This window comes from Janthinobacterium sp. SUN206, assembly GCF_030587305.1.
GTDB lineage: Bacteria > Pseudomonadota > Gammaproteobacteria > Burkholderiales > Burkholderiaceae_D > Janthinobacterium > Janthinobacterium kumbetense.
Genome location: NZ_JAPWIB010000001.1, coordinates 1,472,612 through 1,490,404, shown reverse-complemented (window position 1 = coordinate 1,490,404; position 17,793 = coordinate 1,472,612). Strand labels below are relative to the sequence as shown.

Genomic DNA, 17,793 nt, shown 5'->3' with positions numbered 1-17,793 from the left:
CCCTGGTTTTGCCCTGATTTTTACAGCAGAGGTGACACGGAAAACACAACAGCCGTCGCGAAGGTGGCCTCGATTGCATGGTCACCTTTGCGGTGGCTTTTTTTATGGGTAAATTATGACCGTTGAAATTGAAACATTACAGATACGCATCGATACGCTCAATGTGCGTATCGCGGCAGATGACCTGGAACGCATGCGCGAGGCCAGCGAGCGGGCTGCCAAGTCGACTTTCAAACTCGAAGATGTCACGAAAAAATACACGGAGATACTCTCCAACCTGGGTATTTCCAACAATATCGGCCAGATCGTCAAACTGTCTGATGAATATACGAAACTGACAGCGCAACTGCGCATGTCGACCAGCACCACACAGGAATATGGCGAGGCGTACGACAATGTCAAGCGCATTGCCGCCTCGGGGCAGACGGACCTTGCCGCCACGGCAGGGTTGTATGCCCAAATGAACGATGCGACCAAGAAACTGGGTATCAACCAGGCCGAAGTGGCCGGCATCACCGAGGCGCTCAATCTTGGCGTCAAGATCAGCGGCGCCTCGGCGGCCGATTCCGCCACCGCCTTCAAGGGGCTGTCCAGCGCCTTCGCCGATGGCGCATTGAGCAGCCAGCAATTTAACGATATCAGCCAGGCTGCCCCCGAAGTCATGGCGGCCATGGCCGCCGGCCTGGGCGTGTCGAAGGAAGCGCTCGCCGGGCTTGCCGGCGCAGGATTGATCACTGCCGACGTGATGGCCGTCGCACTGCCGAACGCGCTGGGCGAGTTGCGCAAGGAAGCTGTGCAGTTCGAAACCATCGGTGGCAGCTTTACAGTCCTGAGCAATAACGTGATGGAGTTCACGGCGAGACAGGCGGAGTCGACCGGCGCCGTGCGCCTGATGACGAGCGGCCTCGAATTTCTGTCGAATAACCTGACCCTGGTCGTTGGCGTGCTCGAAACGCTGACCACCGCGAAATTTGGTTCCTGGGCTGCCGGCGTCGTCATGGCTACGTATAGCAAGGTCACGGCCAACCGGGCCTTGCTGGCATCCACCCTGGCGGCGGCGAATGCCGACGTGACGGCGACCGCCGCCACCTCCGCACTGGCGACCGCACGTGTTGCTGAATTACAAGCGACGATACGCGCCAGCCAGGCCGACGTGGCGCTGGCGCTGACCACCAATGGTCTGATCCCAGCCCAGGCCCGTGCCACAGTTGCCGCCGAAGCCCATGCCGCTGCATTGGTGGCGCAAACGGCAGCAACGCGCGCCGCATCGGTCGCTGCAGGGGTACTGAAAGGGGCCCTGGCATTCATGGGTGGGTATATCGGTTTGCTGGTGACTGTCGTAGGGTTAGGTGTTACTGCCTGGAATATGTGGGGGAGTTCGTCGAAGGACAATGCGGAGAAAGCCGTAGAACCCATGCGCAAGAGCACCAAGGAAATCGTTGCTGAACTCGACAAGCAGATGGTCCAGCTTGCAAAGCGCAATGAGCTGGCAAAGCTGGGCGTTTCGGAGAAAGGACTGAATACCCCGGCTGGCGAACGCATGCTGGAGATTTCGACGGAAATGGATGCCGTGCGCAATCGCACGGGAAAATACCAGTCCCTGGACAAGGCCGGGGTGGACAGCAACCTGGCAAGGCTGCAGGGCGAACTGGATATGGTGCACGGCAAGCTCAAGCAGCTTGAGCAGCAAGAAGCGCCCGGCAAACCGAAGAACGGGTCCGCTACAGGCATGCCGGCGCTTCCCGCTCCGCCCACGCCTTTCGAATCCATGATGAAAGAGATGCACGGCAAGGCCCGCGACCTGAAGCGCGAAGCTGCCGGTTATGCCGAGATGAACGAGGCGCAAAAGTTCGATTTTCAGTTGAAGGAACTCCGCGAGAGTCAGACGAAAAAACTGACTGCGTCGGAGCAGGCGGGATTCGAGGTTGCGCGTAAGGTGCTTCAGGCCCGCGTCGATGAGATCGAGGTGGGCAAGCAAGCCAAGGCTGTGACCGAGCAGGCGCTGGCAGACGCGAAAGCGCTGTCCGATACACGGACGCAGGCCGTCGCCGATGCCGTCAAGGAAGCCGAGGCTGGCGAAAAGCTGGTGGCGGTGTATGGCATGAGCAAGACCGCCATCGCGCAAAACGAAATGGCGCTGCTGAAGGAACAGCGCGCCGCGCTGGCGGTGGGCAAGGAAAATGCGGCGCAGATCGAGTATTTGAATGCCTTGATCGATGCCAAGCAGCGCAGCATGACGGCGACGGAAGAATTGGCCGCCAAGGAGGCGTCTGCCGCGGCGGCCAAGAAGGCTTCCGATGACTGGGCCGCCAGCGCCAAGGACATCGAAAAGTCGCTGACTGACGCCTTCATGAACGGCTTCGAAGGCGGCAAGAACCTGGCGACCATGTTCAGGGACAAGTTGAAGAGCATGTTCAACAACCTCGTGCTGCAACCGATCATGTCGCCCATCGCAGCCGGCTTTGCCTCGTTCCTGAATCCGGGCGCGGCGCAGGCGCAGGGCAGTTTGGCCAACGGTGGCGGCATCCAGTCGCTCCTGAGTTCGGCGAAGGGCATCTACGATTCGCTGTCCAGCGGACTTTCCGGTATTGGGAACTCGGTGGCCGATGGCGTGCAGCGCGGTATCAACATGCTGCAAGGTAATTCTTATTCTCCGTTTGTCAGTGCCAATGGGTCTCTCGCCACCGGTGTGGGCGCGGCGGCAAGCGTCGCCGCCGGCGTCATGGGCGGAGTATATGGCGGCAAGATGATTTCGGGCGAATATGGCCGCAATGGTGTGGTCAATACCGGTACGGCCGTTGGCGCAGCACTGGGAACCGTCGTCTTTCCCTTGGTGGGTACGGCGATGGGCGCGCTGGTGGGCGGCTTGCTGGGCGGAGCAGCGAACCGCCTGTTCGGCATGGGCGAGAAAAAGGTCAGCAGTGCCGGTATTTCGGGCAACCTCGGTGCCGATGGCTTTACGGGCGAGAGCTATTCGAACTGGACCCAGAAAGGCGGCCTTTTCCGCAAGAATAAGAAAGGTACGGACCGCTCTGAAGTCGATGCCGAGCTGGCGGCATCGCTAGGCGATACGTATGCGCAGATGAAGGCGGTGACGGGCGCCTTCGCCAGCACCTTGGGCGTCAACACGGATAGCCTGGCCACGCGCACGCAGTCGCTCAATATCGTCATGACCAAGGACGACGCGGCGAACCAGAAAGCGATTGCCGATTTCTTTACGGGCGTCGGTGATGCCATGGCAAAGGAACTGGTGCCATCGCTGTCGCAACTGAGCATGAAGGGCGAGTCGGCGAGCGCTGCGCTGCAGCGCCTGGCAGGCCACTACGCTGTCGTTGATGGCGTGCTGGCTACCCTGGGCAGCACCTCGCAGCAGGCATTCGGCGCCGTTGGCGTGGCCTCCCTGGCGGCACGTGAACAGTTGGTCAAGGCTGCCGGTGGCGTTGAAGCACTGGGCAATCGGTCTGCATTCTTTGCCGAAAACTACCTGACCGAAGCCGAGCGCCTGGCGCCCGTGCAAAAACACGTGACGGAACAGATGGCGGCCCTTGGCTATGCGAGCGTGACCACGCGCGCGCAGTTCAAGGATACGGTATTGCAACTGGTCAATTCCGGCGCATTGGCCACCAAGACGGGGGCCGACCAGTATGCGGGCCTGATGGCATTGGCCGATGCGTTTGCGAAGACGCATGCGGCGACGGAAGACTTGACCAAATCGGAGCAGGGCATTGCCGACGAGCGCAAGGGCATCCAGGAAAAGCTCGACCAGATGACGATGACTTCGGCGCAATTGCGTGCCAAGGAGCGTACTGCCGTCGATGCCACCAACCTGGCCTTGTATGACCAGTTGCAGGCGCGGCAGGACATTGCCAGTGCCTATGAAACGGAGTCTTCGGCCCTCAAGTCCACCATCGATCGCCTGAAATCGTTTGGCGACGGCATCCGCTCGTTCAAGGATTCTCTGTTGTTGGGCAGCCTGTCGACCTTGACGCCGATGCAGAAGATGGCCGAGGCGCAGCGTCAGTATGAAGAGACGCTGGCGAAGGCGAAGACGGGCGATGCTGCGGCACAGTCGGCGCTGACAGGTACGGCCACTGCGTATTTGACGGCGAGCCAGGTCGTGAACGCTGCAAGCGCGAGCTATGCGGCCGATGCGGCCAGGGTCCAGGCCGAACTGGCTGCGCTGGCGGCGATCACGGGCACGCAGTTGAATGACGCGCAAAAGCAGCTGACGGCACTCGATACGCAGGTGGGGCAGTTGATTAACCTGAACAAGACGGCGGTCGGTATCGAGCAAGCGGTCGCTGCGCTGGGTGCGGCGTTGCGGGCAGGCGGGCAGACCGATATCACGGGCGGCATGCGGTTTGCGCCTGCTGCCGGCATGTCTGTCGCCACCTCTTTCGGAGAAGCCGCGGTGGAAGCGCCGGCCGTCTTCGACCCCGTGCGCTACTCGTCGGCCGCGAACGTCGGTTCCGACGTCCTGGTCGCCGAAATCCGCGGCCTGCGCGAAGACAACCAGGCCATGCGAGCCGAATTGGAAGGCTTGCGCGCCGACCAGCGGGCGCAGACGGGCGCCACCATCCAGGCTACCTTTGAATCGAACGCCAACGCCGCCAGGACGGTGGTCGATGGCGTGGATAAATCGTCCAGGGCATCCGCCTGGGCCAATGCAGTGAAAGGAGAATACGCATGACCGATGCGCAATTTCAGGAATGGCTGCAAAGCTCGTCGGCCATCCGCATGGTGCTGATCGAGGCGCAGGTGAATGTGGACGGCAGCGAGGTGACGCGGTATATCTCCTCCCGGCCCTACGTCACCGGGCCGGTTGAGGTGCCGGCAAATACTGCGTACCAGCCGCTGGCCAAGGGCGGTCTGGCCTTCACGGAACAGGTCAGCCTGTCCGGCGAGGCGGGCCTGTCGGGCGGCGACATCGAACTCGATAACGCCGACGGGACTCTCGATGGCTGGCTGGATGACGTCTGGATGAACCGGCCGATCAAGGCCTGGGCCGGCGATGCATCGTGGCCGCGCGCCGATTTCCAGCTGGTCTTCGACGGCATCATCGCCGACGTGGCCAGTGCGGGGCGCGAGTCGGTCAACCTGGTACTGCGCGATAAGCTGCAGCGCCTGAATACGCCGATCTCCGAAGCCAAGCTGGGGGGGGCGACGTCGAACAAGGACAGCATCCTGCCGATACCGTTTGGCGAGTGCCACAACGTGGCGCCCTTGCTGACCAATCCGGCCACCCTGGAGTACGGTTTTCTCGGCGCGGTCGAATCGACTTTCGAGGTGCGCACCAACGGCAAGCCGATCGCCGTGGCCTTGAATGACCAGGCGGGCCGCTTCAACCTGACCACCGATCCGTTTTCCACGACGATCACGGCCAGCGTGCAGGGTGACAAGGGCGGCGGCTACGCGCCGCGCATCGCCCCGCTGGTGCAGCGCATCGCCACCGCCTATGGCAAGGCGGCCGACCGTTTTACCCTGGCCGACCTGGACCTGGACAACCTGGCCGCCTTCGACGCGGCCCACCCGCAACCGGTGGGACTGTATGTTGCGGACCGCACGAACCAGGCGCAGGCCATCCAGCAACTGGCTGCCAGCGTGGGCGCCCAGGCGATCATGTCGCGCACCGGCCAGCTGCGCCTGGTGCAGATCGCGCTGCCGGCCGCCGGCGTGCCGGTGGAAATCGCTCCGGAACAGATGCGCGAGCGCTCACTGCGTCCCGCGCAGCGTGTGCCCGTGACGGCGGCCGTGAAGATCGGCTTCGACCGCAACTACACGCTGCAGGCCGCCCTGACGACCAGCATTCCGCCCGCGCATGCGGATTTGTACGCCACGGAATGGCTGACGGAGACGGTGGTTGACGAGGCGGTGCGCGCACGCTATCGCCTGAGCGACGACCCGGTGCAGATCGATACGTGCCTCAAGACTCGGGCCGACGCCCGCGCGGAAGCGCAGCGGCGCCTGGCCTTGAACAAGGTGCCGCGCACCATTTATGAATTCGATGGAGAACCCGAGATGATGATGCTGGAACTGGGACAGCCCGTACAACTGCGCGCTGAACGCTTTGGCTTGCAGGGTGGCGTACCGGGCGTGGTGGTGATGCTGTCGCGCTTCTGGCTGACGGGCAGAGTGACGGTGGGGGTGCTCGTATGAGCGCCATAGTGGGGGAGCGCGACAGGCTGCTGCAGGCAACGGCAGAGCGTTTCAGTACCGTTGCCGATGGCAAGGCGATCCTGATGTCCGCCAGCACGCCCGTCTTTCGCGTCAATAGCGCCGGCGAGGGAGCACCCGGCTCGATCGCCATTACCGCCAAGCCGGTCAATGTGGTGGGCGATATCGTGTTTTCCGTATCCGCCGGCACAGCCTTGCAGGTGAACGGCAACGTGGCCACGGTCGATTTTGCCAACATGACTACCGATACGGCGCTGGTGCAGGCACGTATCCGTGAATTCGGCGTCGATTACCTCGCCAATTACATGGTCAGCAAGGTCTTCGACGGCGCCGCCGGCGAGACGGGCCTGGCGGGATTGAACACGGGCCAGGCCTTCGCTTACAAGCGTGCTGCCGCTGCGCCAGCCGATACGCCGGGCGACGTGATCTTTACCTTTGCCACGGCGGCCATCACGACGCCGGCCGGCAACGACCTGGCCAATGGCTGGTCGAAGAATATCCCGGCCGGCACGGCGCCGCTGTACGTGCGCGTGGCAGCCGCCAGTTCGCGCAATACGACGGACAAGATCGCCGCCAATGAGTGGGCGGCGGCGGTGCAACTGGCCAAGGATGGCGTCGACGGTTTGAACGTGATTTCCGTGCCCATCTATCAGCGTGGCGCGACCAATATTGCGCCGCCGCTGCCCACGGCCGTCTGCACATTTACGTTTGCCACGGGCAAATTGGCGGGACTGAACAACGGCTGGTCGACCCAGGTGCCGTCGGCGGGCGGCGCCTATCTGTTCATGTCCGGCGCCACGGCCGTTTCAAGCACGGCGACCGATGACATCGCTCCCGGCGAATGGGCCGCTGCTGCGCGCCTGGCCGCCGATGGCGCCCCCGGCCAGCGCGGCACGGTGACGGTGACGGCACCTGGCTACTCGGCCTGGTCGGATGCGTCGGCCGTGTACGAGCTGGGGCGTGCAGGCTATGGCGCACCGATCAACCGCGACGTGGTCACCTTGTACGACGCGACGCATGCGGTGACGAAGTTCTACGTTGATGGCGCCTGGATGGTGCTGGGCACGGTGTTGAACGGCAGCTTGCTGGTCGATGGGACTGTGGCGGCGAAGGCGATTGTGGGCGACACGCTTGGCGCCATCAGGGCGAACCTGGGGAGTGTGGTTGCTGGCGATTTGTACGGCACGACGCTGCACGGCGGGCCCGGCTATCCGACCAATTCTTACGCCTGGCCCAGCAATGGAGGTATGGGTTTTCACCTGAGCGAGCAGGGGCTTTTGATTGGAAACCTGCATACCGGTCGCTATGTCCAGATCGCCAGTAGTGGGTATGTGGAAATGCCTGGTCTGGTCGTCAATGAAGGAAAAGCCGAGTTTTCAGGCGAACTTATGTCGGTGAAGGGTACGTTTTCCGGCGACCTCTCGTCGGCGCGCGTATCAGTCGGCACAACAGACAAAGCAACTGCGTTTTTCGAGCCGGAGTTTCCATCTGTTTCGCTACAGTCGTCCGCATCCGGGGTATACATCGAGGCTTCGTCGCTCAATTCCGCGGCTGTATTTAGCACGCCGGAAGTACTGTTCAAGCACAACGCGCCAGGGTGGCCTGCCGCGCGCCGTATTCGCTCCGGTCCGGTGTTTTTCTCGATCATTTGTACAGCGGTGGTCGACGATCAGCTGAGCATCTGGTACCGCGTCAATGACGGGGAGTGGATGTGGATGAGTGGTGTTGAGGAACGGCAGGGAGGCGATGCTCCTGCTGCGACTGGCTACGGGCTTACGTTGAATATTGGAGTCGGTGGCACGGTCCAGTTCGGCGTTTCCGCTACCAATGCATCGCTCAGAGCTGCGGACATGAGGAAGCTTTATCTTAAACAATGTCAGGCGACTGTGATCGCAAGGAACTTTTAATGGAAACCATCATCGTTAACAGTGACGGCACTCACACAAACGAGCGCACAGGAAACACGATACCGCCCCAACCCAGCGAGCATCACGAATACGATGCGGTGGCAGACATGTGGATAGATGCAAGAACGCTCGATGGCGTCAAAGTGCGCACTTGGGAGCGCATCAAGGCGGCACGCAGCTTGGCTGAAACCGCAGATTTCATGTGCGATGGCGTCTTGTACCAGGCGGACAAGGACCGTATCGTGGGGGCCACGCAACTGGCTTTGATGGCGCAGGCTGCCGGCCAGCCATACAGCATCGACTGGACCCTGTCGGATAACACCCATTTGACGCTCGATGCTGCCGGCATGATTGGCGTCGGCGCCGCGCTGGGGGCACACGTTGCCGAGGCATTCGCTATCGCCCTTCACTTGCGGGGGCAGATCGCCGCCGCCACCTCGTTTGACGCGCTTGACGCCATCGTTTGGCCAGCGCAGGGGGATGCATGAGCAACTTGCGCATTATCTATGACAACGCCGCCGACCGTGCAGTGTTGACGGCATCGAGCCAGGCCGGCACCTTGGGGCCGGCCAATCTGCAGCGCGAGGGAAAGTCTCTGGTAGTGCGCTCAACCGGCGCTGCGCTGACTATCACGGCAACGTGGCCGTCACCGGAAATTGTCGGCGGCGTGGCCCTGCCGTTTTGCAACCTGACTCCAGGGGCGACCATCCGCGCACGCGGCTATATCGAGCCCGGCGATGTTGCGCCTGCCATCGATAGTGGCCTCATGCCAGCGTGCGAGTATGCGCGGCTGGGCATGTGGGACTGGGGCGCATTGCCGCTGGGCTTGAATGCCTACAGTTACGGCGGCGGTACGTACGCCCGCTGCTGGTTCCAGATGCGCAGCATCAGGAAGCTGGTAATCGACCTGGCCGACCCCGACAATCCTGCTGGCTACATCGAGGCCGCGCGCCTGGTAGCTGGCCCTTACTGGAGCCCCGAGCAGAACGCGTCGTATGGCGCCGGTATCACGCCAATCGATACCAGCAGCCAGTACCGCAACGGCGCAGGCGAACAGAAGGTGGAGCGGGGCGTGATGTACCGCAAGCTGTCGCTGGCGCTTGATCACATGACGCCGCTGGACCGCGCCGAGTTGTGGCGCATCGTGCGCGGCAACGGCCTGTCGCGCCCGCTTTTTGTCAGCCTGTATCCGGATAGCGACGATGTCGAGCTGGAGCAGGCGCACCAGGTGTATGGGCGACTGGCCAACCTGGCCGCCATCACCGCGCCATCTTTCCAGGCATATGCCACCAACATTGAAATTGAGGAGTTGTAATGAGCGATTTTTTTTACTATGGCCAGAAAGACACGATCCAGCGCTTGAATGAACTGGCTGGACGGGGCGCCGTGGTGGCGTCGTATGCGCCAAAGGTGGGCATGTCGCCTCTCGCTGGGCCGAATGGCTATATGAATCCGGCATGGCTTGATCCTGCGATTCCTATCAGATCAGGCGCACCTATCGGTGCTGGAACGACTGCCAAGTATGGCTTTAACTTTTTATCGCAAGGAACTGCGACCACTCGCTGGCTCCTTATCGCCACAATTAACGAAGAAGGTGAAGGGGCATATGCGAATCTTCTTATTCGCGGCGTATTCAATAATCTCTGGGTGGCGTCTACCTCAACCCCATTTACCATATTTATGGGCGTGCGAGGCGGTTTCTACGTGGACTGGCATATTGAAGGTCCGGTAATTTGGCAATCTCGGATTATGGTTGTGCGACGCGCCGATGGAAAACATGATGTTTATGCCTTTTTTGATGGTGGTGTATTTTCAACTATTTCATTCGATTTGACTGGGATAAATACAACAACGTATGCAGTACCTGTTGAGACTAACTCGACGCCAATTGGAACAATAGTATTCGATTCAGCAACACAGCCAGGAAACCCGGTTTACATTGCACCACGGTGGAAGGGCGCAACTAACGGCAAGGGGCTGCAAGTTAGTGAGCAGATTGCGGTAGGTGACGGGTCGATTACTACATCGTTCTTATCTCCGGGTGGCGTTGGTATGGCGGCCGCACAGGCTCGCGATAGCTTACGAATTGGAGTTGGTGGAGTAGCAGGAACTACTTACCCTGGCTGTTTCAGCTGGTTTACATCCGCTGGTAATAACAATGGAACACCAAACAACCTGTACAAAACCAGTTACAGGATGGCTCTAAAGGCATATGACACTGAGTCAAATTACTGGAGTAATGATCTAATATCGGTACTTGGGACAGGTGCAGTATACATTCCATTACTTAAGGCAGGATCGGCTGATACTGGCGGTACACATGTCATTGATCTTGGTGGTGTTCAAAATTCTGATATTTTTACTATCAATACTTCGGTTGGGTTTAGAAAGTGTTCCGGTGATTGGGGCAATACATCTGGTGCGGCGATGATCGTAATGGCTAATACTATTACTGGGCGTAGTAGTAATAACAAGGGCACTGTCAATACAATGGGCAATGACTATGCCGAATACATTTTCAAAAGCTCAATTTGTGGCATCATCGCCCCTGGTCAAATAGTCGGCATCACCGCCGACAATAAAGTCACCGACCAATGGTCCGATGCCGTCATGTTCTCGATCAAATCGACAGCGCCCTCGTTCGTCGGTGGTGATTCCTGGGCCAACGACGTAGGGTCGCGCCCATCGCCCCAGGCAGGGCCAGCACCAAGCCAACCGCTGCGCCGCGAAGACGTGATCACGCAGCAGCCCGTGCCCGGCACCAACCCACCGGAATATGAGGACGTGGTAACCGAACCAGGCGACACCGACGACGAGTGGGCCCAAAAGCAGGCCACCTACACCGCCGCACTGGCCGCCTACAACATCGCCGTGCAGCAGGACGCCGAGGCCATGGCCACCTTCGACGCGGCGCTGGAAGTCGAGCGTCAGAAGGTCGACCGCATCGCCATCGCCGGCCGCGTGCCGGTGAACGTGTTGGGCACGCTGCCGGGCGACTACATCGTGCCGGTGCAGGACGGCGCCGGCATCAAGGGCATCGCCGTGCACGAGGACGATCTCAGCATGAAGCAGTACCTGCATGCAGTCGGCCGCGTGATCTCGATCGAGCCGGACGGCCGGGCTTATGTGATGGTCAAGGCCGTGTGACCAGGCAGTAATCCCTCTCAAACCCGCTTCGGCGGGTTTTTTTATTTCCTTCACCAGTACCGAGATAGTCGAGGCGATGCTGTCGAAGCGGCGCTGGGAATTTGCCGACACCGAGCCTATCGGCGTTGCCACTGGGTTTATTTCACCAATCACTTACCTCATTCTGGAAGGGGCATTGCTGCCATGAGCAATCTTCGCATCATCTACGACAACGCCGCTGACCGCGCGGTGCTGACTGCATCGAGCCAAACCGGCGAACTGGGTCCGGCCAACCTGCAGCGCGACAGCAAGAATGCCGTGCTGCGCGCCAGCGGCACTGCACAGACCATCACCGCCACCTGGCCGACGCAGGAGTCCATCGCCTGCGTAGCGCTGATCTCCACCAACATGACCAGCAGCGCGCGCATGCGCGTGCGCGGCTATGCCCAGCCAGGCGACGCCGTGCCGGTATTCGACACAGGCAGCATCTTCCCGTGCCCGGCTGCCGTGCATGGCTCCTATCCCTGGGGCGTTCTGCCGCTCGGCTGGAACGCCTATCAGTGGGGCGGTGTAAACACCTGGCCGTGCGGCGGCGGCTCCGACGGCGTGACATGGTTTGCCCCTGTGCGCGTGCGCCGGATAGTGATCGACGTGTCTGCGCCACAAAGCCCGGAAGGCTACCTGGAAATTTCGCGGCTGGTGGTGGGCAATTACTGGTCACCGCAATACAACGCCGAGTATGGCGCCCAGTTGCAGACGCAGGATAGCAGTGAAAATTACCGCACGGGTGCGGGCAACCTGAAAACCGTGCTGGGCACGAGCAGCGACAAGCTGAGCATCAATCTGGCGCATCTGACTTCGATGGACCGCGCGCGCTTCATGCGCATCCTGCGCGAGAACGGCAAGGGCAAGGCGATGCTGTTCAGTTTGTTTCCGGAAAACCCGGATCCGCTGCTGGAGCAGGACTACATGCTGTATGGCAAAGCCAGCAATAGCGATGCGGTAACTACGCCGTACTTTGACACTTATTCTGCACCACTACAAATTGAAGGAATTTAAATGGCTGACAAATTTTATGACGGCATGCCCAACGTCAACGAGAAATTGAATGAGATGGATCGGGCGTTTGCGGCGGGACCGTACAACGCGCTGCCTTTAACTGGCGGCACCATGTCGGGACCGATCACGACGCCGAGCTTCATTACCATGGCGGTGCGTGGTCCTGGTCAGCAACAGAATGTTGGTCTAAGCAATGGCTGGTGGCGTATTGCCAAATTCAATGTGGCCGCCTTGAGCGGCGAAGCCACTATCCGGATTTCCGGCGCGACCTCGTATTCATCCTACGAAGGTTCTTCCAATGGCATCGAAACGGTGATTTTGTTGCGCTGTGATAATGACGGCAAGATTCGCGGCTCCTGGTATAGCACCGGCGATGGCAAGCATGCCGATATCCAGGGAGTAAAGATAGGCAGCGATGGCGTCATTTATGTGGGCGCGGTGCAGTTTTCCACGCTGTCCTGCTATATCGATTCAAATATGTGGTTTCAGCAAAAACTGGAATTCCTTGGTACCGAGCTGCCCAAGGATTCGTGGGATGCCATCGCAGTATATGCGCTGAGCGTTGGCGGCGCACCAGCCATGACAGTAAGGCCGGGAGCCGTCGAATTACAGACTAATTCGACGTTGAATGGCCCTAAAACCATTCATGTAGGTCTACGCGGCGGACAGCAAAGTAGCCTGCTGGTGCCAAACGGCGGCAATCCATTGTTGCCCAACACATATTACGAAGTGGGCGCGTTGGGTGTCGGCGGCATAGCCGGCGCTGCATTTCCCGGTCGCTTCCTTTGGTCAACTTCCGCAGGAACCGGTAGTCTTTACTATCAAGGCTACAAGATGAATCTGCGGGCTTATGACGAAAGCAGCGGGAATCTCTCCGCACCCTTGCTGGGCGTTACCGGCACGGGCCAGGTGGCGTGGCCGGGCAATATGCGGTGCGGCCCCGCTTCCACGGGCGCGGCGGCGCGTGATCTCCATACGATTTACAAGGATACGATACCGGCGGGGGAGATACTGTACGTGGGCCGCACTGGCGAACCGGCGACGGCCACCCTGGCGGTACTGGCTGGCGCCGGTACCGCATCATGGGCAGGGAGCACCGCCGTGCTGTATGTGGGCCTCCAGACCACCGGCCGCAGCATCAATGCCGCCGGCACGATCAATGCCAGTGGCGCCGACTATGCCGAATACATGTTGAAGTCTCCTGCATGCGGCATCGTCGTCGCAGGACAGGTGATTGGCATCGGCGCAGATGGCAAGCTTACCGATCGCTGGGTTGATGCCATCTCGTTTGCCGTGAAATCCACCGATCCCTGCATGGTGGGTGGCGACAAATGGTCGCAGCGGCTCGGTCCCCGTCCGCCATCCGTGACGCGTGTACCCGATAGCGTCGAATCGCAGCTGGTCAGCGAGGCGCAACCGGCCGTCGAAGCCGTCTACGATGGCCTGACCCTGCTCACGCCAGCGATTCCCGCCAAGGCTGCCGTATACCGCGAGGTGCCGCTGGCAGGCGATACGGATGAAGAGTGGGCTGTTCGGCAGGCTCCCGGGCTTGCCTTCGATGCAGCACTCGAAGCGCTGCGCCAGACGGTCGACCGCATCGCTTTCGCCGGTCAGGTGCCATGCAACGTCCTGGGAGCCACTTCCGGACAGTTCATCTTGCCGGTACAGCAAGGCGAGGGCATTGCGGGCATTGCCATCAATGAGGAAGATATGACGCTCCAGCAATACATGCGTGCCATCGGCAAGGTCATCGCCATCGAAGATGATGGACGCGCCCGTGTCATCGTGAAAGTGGCATAAAGATTGCGCTTGTAACATCCCAACCCGCTTCGGCGGGTTTTTTCATTTCCACCACCTGAAAGGCAATCATGGCCCTCGAAACCACCGCCGCCGGCGGCGCATTGATCAAACTGTTTGGCGTGCCCGTGCTGGCCGGCGCCGCCGCCACGTCGCTGGGCTTCATGTTCATGTGGCCCCAGTCCACCAAGGAGGCATTCATTCGTTTTTGTTCCAGCATCATCATTTCCACCTTTCTCGGTCCCGTGCTCGTGGCCGCCGTGCTGTCGTGGTGGCCCAGCCTGTTCGACAGCGCGAAGACCGTGGCGGGCCTGTATGGCGGCGATCCGGCCACGGGGTTTTTGTTCATCGCCGCGCCGCTGATGGTGGCGGCCGGCTTGCCCGCCTGGTGGGTGCTGGGCGCCTGCGTGCGCTGGTTCGACAAGCGGCGCGGCAAGGATATCGGCGAACTGGCGGCCGATGCGGCCGCCACCGTCAAGGATGTGCGGGGCATGCTGTGACAGGCGCCCAATTGATGCAGATCATGCCGTTGGCCGGCCGCCGCGCTATGCTGTTCCTGGCGCCCTTGAATGCGGCGATGGCAGAATTCGGTATTGATACGCCGCTGCGCCAGGCAGCGTTCCTGGCACAGGTGGGTCACGAATCGGGCCAGCTGCGCTATGTGCGCGAGCTGGCCAGCGGCGCGGCTTATGAGGGGAGGGCGGATCTGGGCAATGTGATTGCCGGCGACGGCGTGCGCTTCAAGGGGCGCGGCTTGCTGCAGGTGACGGGGCGCGCCAATTATGCGGCGTGCGGCGTGTCGCTGGGCCTGGACTTGCTTGCGGCGCCGCAGTTGCTGGAGGAAACGATGTTCGCGTGTCGCTCGGCGGGCTGGTTCTGGCAATCGCGCGGCTTGAACCGCCTGGCCGACGCGGGCGACCAGGAAAGGGTGACGCGCCGCATCAACGGCGGCGTGAACGGCCTGGCCGAACGTCTGGCCTTGTATGCAGCAGCGCGCAAGGTGCTGGCATGAAGCCGTCGTTGAGCATTATGGCCATGCTGCTGTTGCTGGGGGCAGCCGTGTTTTGCGCCCAGCGCTGGGGCCGCGAAGCCAGTCGCGCCGCGTGCACGGCGCAAGTGCAGGAGGTGCAGGGCCTGTTGCGGCGCCAGACCCAGGCGCTGAATGCGATGCGGGCAGAGGGCGCACGCCGGTCGGCGCGGGTGCGGCAGGCTCTGGCCACGGCGCAGGCCGGGCAGGCAGATGCGCAAGCGGCAGCGGCGCGCATCCTGGCGCTGCAGCCCGAAGGTGACGCCTGTCGTGCCGCCGAGGCGCTGATCGCCGGCGAAATGCCATGAGGCCGCCGCGTGCGAGTGCGGGGTGGAGTGCGGGGTGGCGGGCCGGGAGGAAGGCAGGGGGGCGGAGTGCCGAGTGCGCCGCCGCGCTGTTGCTGGTGAGTTTATTGACTGGCTGTGCGGCATGGGCGCCGGCATCAAAGGGGGAAACTTGGCCGGTGAGCGTGCCATGCATCGCCACGCGTCCTGCCGCTCCCGCCTTGCCGGCGGTGCCATCCCACGGCATCTTCGAGCAAGTGCAAGCCTTGCTGGCGCGCGAGCAATTGCGTGCCGCCCATGTGCGCCAGCTGGAAACGCTGCTTGATGCCTGCTCTGGTGGCTAAGCGCCTATTCCGGTAGGACGCGTCTTCTGCTGGCAGCGCATCAGGAGCGTGGACAATACGTGAGGGGGGCGCGTGGCGAGCCACGCGACGACGATCAATGCAGTCTTCGCTTCCGAGAGGCGCCAGCAGGGGATGTATGCATCTACTGGGATAGGCTCTCAGCACCAGTCGCCAGGTTCCAGTTTCAGACTCCAGTTCTCAACGCCAACTCCAACTCCAACTCCAACTCCAACTCCAACTCCAACTCCAACTCCAACTCCAACTCCAGCCATCCGCCATCAGCGGCCTGCTAGCCCCGCCGCCTTGTGCCGCCTTCTGGTGCAGGCGCGGGGCGGTATGCGAGAAAACGGTGCATCTGTTGTTAAATTGCCTGATCTCTGGCGATTTTCGGCACGATTCATGTATACAATCGGTGCTGGCACGATGCGTGCATGGCATACCTTGGTCGTCCCATCCAAGGAGCTTCGTATGCCTCATCCGCCGCCAGTGTCTTCCTGTCGTCCCGTTTCTCTCTTGCTTTTCCCTTTCACCTGCGTCCATCCGGGCCGCGGTAACCCAGGAAATGGAGCGTAAATGGCCACTCCCCGTCTGAAATCCATCCATCGCAGCGTGCCCGGCACCGTGCCTGCCGCGCCATCGCCCGTCGATGAAATCCTGCCGACCGGCAAACTGTTTACGCTGGGCTTGCAGCACGTGCTCGTCATGTATGCGGGCGCCATCGCCGTGCCGCTGATCGTCGGCCGCGCCCTCAAGCTGCCGCCCGAGCAGGTGGCGGCATTGATCAGTGCCGACCTGTTCTGCTGCGGCCTCGTCACCCTGATCCAGTCCCTGGGAATTGGCAAGTACTTCGGCATCCGCCTGCCCGTCATGATGGGCGTGACCTTTGCCGCAGTCAGTCCCATGCTGGCCATGGCGAACAATCCCGCCCTGGGCATCACGGGCATCTTTGGCGCCGTGATCGGCGCCGGCGTCGTTTCCATGCTGATCGCTCCCTTCATCAGCCGCCTGCTGACTCTGTTTCCACCCGTGGTCACCGGCAGCATCATCGCCGTGATCGGCGTGTCGCTGATGCGTGTGGGCGTGAACTGGGCCATGGGCGGGCCGCCCGCCATGGCGCAAATCGCCGATCCCGCCTTCCTCAAGATGGCCGCTGCCGCCACGGCGGCCGGCTTGCCCGCGCCAGCCGGTCCCGCGCCCCTGATCGCCAATCCCGGCTACGGGGCGCTGGATAACATGGGCATCGCCTTCTTCGTGCTGGCCGTCATCTTGCTGGTGGCCAAATATGGCCGCGGTTTCCTGTCGAATATCGCAGTATTGATCGGCATCATCGCCGGCACGGCCCTGTCGTTTGCGCTGGGCAAGGCCGATTTCGCCAAGGTGGCCGGCGCCAAGGCCTTTGCCATCGTCACGCCGTTCCAGTTCGGCATGCCGACCTTCGACGTGGTCGCCATCGTTACCATGAGCCTGGTGATGATCGTCGTCATGATTGAGTCCTTGGGCATGTTTCTGGCGCTGGGAGAGATGACGGACAAGCGCATCACGCAGGACGACATCAGCCGCGGCTTGCGCGTCGATGGCCTGGGCACCCTGATCGGCGGCATCTTCAATACCTTTCCCTACACCTCGTTTTCGCAAAACGTGGGCCTGGTGGGCGTGACGGGCGTGCGCAGCCGCTGGGTCTGCGTAGCGGCCGGCCTTATCCTGCTCGTCATGGGCGTGATTCCGAAGATCGCGCAGACGGCCGAAGCCGTGCCGGCGTTCGTGCTGGGCGGGGCAGGGCTGGTGATGTTCGGCATGGTCGCCGCCACCGGCATCCGCATCCTGGCCGGCGTCGATTACAAGAGCAACCGCAACAACCTGTTCATCGTGGCCCTGTCTATCGGCTTCGGCATGCTGCCGCTGGTGGCGGAACAGTACGCGCAGCACATGCCGAAGGCCCTGTCACCGCTGCTGCACAGCGGCATATTGCTGGCCGCCATCGTCGCCGTGCTGCTCAATCTGTTCTTCAACGGCTTGGCATCGCAGGAACAGGCGCGGGAGCAGGCGCGCGAGCACACCCATGGCAGCGAGTGAAG

Annotated in this window: 13 protein-coding genes; all 13 read left to right on the top strand. The window is 61.5% G+C overall.

The window, feature by feature from the left end:
* Window positions 1–115: 115 nt before the first annotated feature.
* The 13 genes from O3300_RS06655 (at window position 116) to O3300_RS06595 (ending at window position 17,791) form a co-directional block, all read left to right on the top strand.
* Window positions 116–4,690 (top strand): tape measure protein, encoded by a 4,575-nt coding sequence (locus O3300_RS06655; protein ID WP_305052509.1) that lies wholly within the window; start codon window positions 116–118, stop codon window positions 4,688–4,690.
* Complete coding sequence (locus O3300_RS06650) at window positions 4,687–6,156, top strand: hypothetical protein (protein WP_305052508.1); 1,470 nt, start codon at window positions 4,687–4,689, stop codon at window positions 6,154–6,156. Before O3300_RS06655 ends, O3300_RS06650 begins: the two co-directional genes overlap by 4 nt.
* Complete coding sequence (locus tag O3300_RS06645; protein ID WP_305052507.1) at window positions 6,153–8,081, top strand: hypothetical protein; 1,929 nt, start codon at window positions 6,153–6,155, stop codon at window positions 8,079–8,081. The genes O3300_RS06650 and O3300_RS06645 overlap by 4 nt, the downstream gene beginning before the upstream one ends.
* Entirely contained in the window at window positions 8,081–8,569 is a 489-nt protein-coding gene (locus tag O3300_RS06640) for a DUF4376 domain-containing protein (protein WP_305052506.1), read from the top strand. The genes O3300_RS06645 and O3300_RS06640 overlap by 1 nt, the downstream gene beginning before the upstream one ends.
* Window positions 8,566–9,396, top strand: coding sequence for a hypothetical protein (locus O3300_RS06635; RefSeq protein WP_305052505.1), 831 nt, complete (start codon window positions 8,566–8,568; stop codon window positions 9,394–9,396). Before O3300_RS06640 ends, O3300_RS06635 begins: the two co-directional genes overlap by 4 nt.
* Window positions 9,396–11,228 (top strand): hypothetical protein, encoded by a 1,833-nt coding sequence (locus O3300_RS06630; protein WP_305052504.1) that lies wholly within the window; start codon window positions 9,396–9,398, stop codon window positions 11,226–11,228. The genes O3300_RS06635 and O3300_RS06630 overlap by 1 nt, the downstream gene beginning before the upstream one ends.
* Window positions 11,229–11,411: 183 nt before the next feature.
* The gene (locus tag O3300_RS06625) at window positions 11,412–12,266 is read left to right on the top strand and encodes a hypothetical protein (protein WP_305052503.1); all 855 of its coding nucleotides are present in this window, start codon (window positions 11,412–11,414) and stop codon (window positions 12,264–12,266) included.
* Complete coding sequence (locus O3300_RS06620; RefSeq protein ID WP_305052502.1) at window positions 12,267–14,066, top strand: hypothetical protein; 1,800 nt, start codon at window positions 12,267–12,269, stop codon at window positions 14,064–14,066. It abuts the gene before it with no gap.
* A 68-nt stretch (window positions 14,067–14,134) separates the two neighbouring features.
* A complete protein-coding gene (locus O3300_RS06615) occupies window positions 14,135–14,563 on the top strand; it encodes a hypothetical protein (RefSeq protein WP_099667445.1) in 429 nt (142 codons plus the stop codon).
* Window positions 14,564–14,577: 14 nt separating this feature from the next.
* Window positions 14,578–15,075, top strand: coding sequence for a glycoside hydrolase family 19 protein (locus O3300_RS06610; protein WP_305052501.1), 498 nt, complete (start codon window positions 14,578–14,580; stop codon window positions 15,073–15,075).
* A complete protein-coding gene (locus O3300_RS06605; RefSeq protein ID WP_305052500.1) occupies window positions 15,072–15,398 on the top strand; it encodes a hypothetical protein in 327 nt (108 codons plus the stop codon). Before O3300_RS06610 ends, O3300_RS06605 begins: the two co-directional genes overlap by 4 nt.
* 155 nt (window positions 15,399–15,553) lie before the next feature.
* Window positions 15,554–15,718: a hypothetical protein gene (locus O3300_RS06600; protein WP_180278751.1), complete on the top strand. Its 165-nt coding sequence runs from the start codon at window positions 15,554–15,556 to the stop codon at window positions 15,716–15,718.
* Window positions 15,719–16,291: 573 nt separating this feature from the next.
* The gene (locus O3300_RS06595) at window positions 16,292–17,791 is read left to right on the top strand and encodes a nucleobase:cation symporter-2 family protein (RefSeq protein ID WP_305052499.1); all 1,500 of its coding nucleotides are present in this window, start codon (window positions 16,292–16,294) and stop codon (window positions 17,789–17,791) included.
* Window positions 17,792–17,793: the final 2 nt, after the last annotated feature.

Coding starts and splice junctions, on each gene's coding strand:
- O3300_RS06655 (WP_305052509.1), top strand. CDS start 116: ATGACCGTTGAAATTGAAACATTACAGATACGCATCGATACGCTCAAT.
- O3300_RS06650 (WP_305052508.1), top strand. CDS start 4,687: ATGACCGATGCGCAATTTCAGGAATGGCTGCAAAGCTCGTCGGCCATC.
- O3300_RS06645 (WP_305052507.1), top strand. CDS start 6,153: ATGAGCGCCATAGTGGGGGAGCGCGACAGGCTGCTGCAGGCAACGGCA.
- O3300_RS06640 (WP_305052506.1), top strand. CDS start 8,081: ATGGAAACCATCATCGTTAACAGTGACGGCACTCACACAAACGAGCGC.
- O3300_RS06635 (WP_305052505.1), top strand. CDS start 8,566: ATGAGCAACTTGCGCATTATCTATGACAACGCCGCCGACCGTGCAGTG.
- O3300_RS06630 (WP_305052504.1), top strand. CDS start 9,396: ATGAGCGATTTTTTTTACTATGGCCAGAAAGACACGATCCAGCGCTTG.
- O3300_RS06625 (WP_305052503.1), top strand. CDS start 11,412: ATGAGCAATCTTCGCATCATCTACGACAACGCCGCTGACCGCGCGGTG.
- O3300_RS06620 (WP_305052502.1), top strand. CDS start 12,267: ATGGCTGACAAATTTTATGACGGCATGCCCAACGTCAACGAGAAATTG.
- O3300_RS06615 (WP_099667445.1), top strand. CDS start 14,135: ATGGCCCTCGAAACCACCGCCGCCGGCGGCGCATTGATCAAACTGTTT.
- O3300_RS06610 (WP_305052501.1), top strand. CDS start 14,578: ATGCAGATCATGCCGTTGGCCGGCCGCCGCGCTATGCTGTTCCTGGCG.
- O3300_RS06605 (WP_305052500.1), top strand. CDS start 15,072: ATGAAGCCGTCGTTGAGCATTATGGCCATGCTGCTGTTGCTGGGGGCA.
- O3300_RS06595 (WP_305052499.1), top strand. CDS start 16,292: ATGGCCACTCCCCGTCTGAAATCCATCCATCGCAGCGTGCCCGGCACC.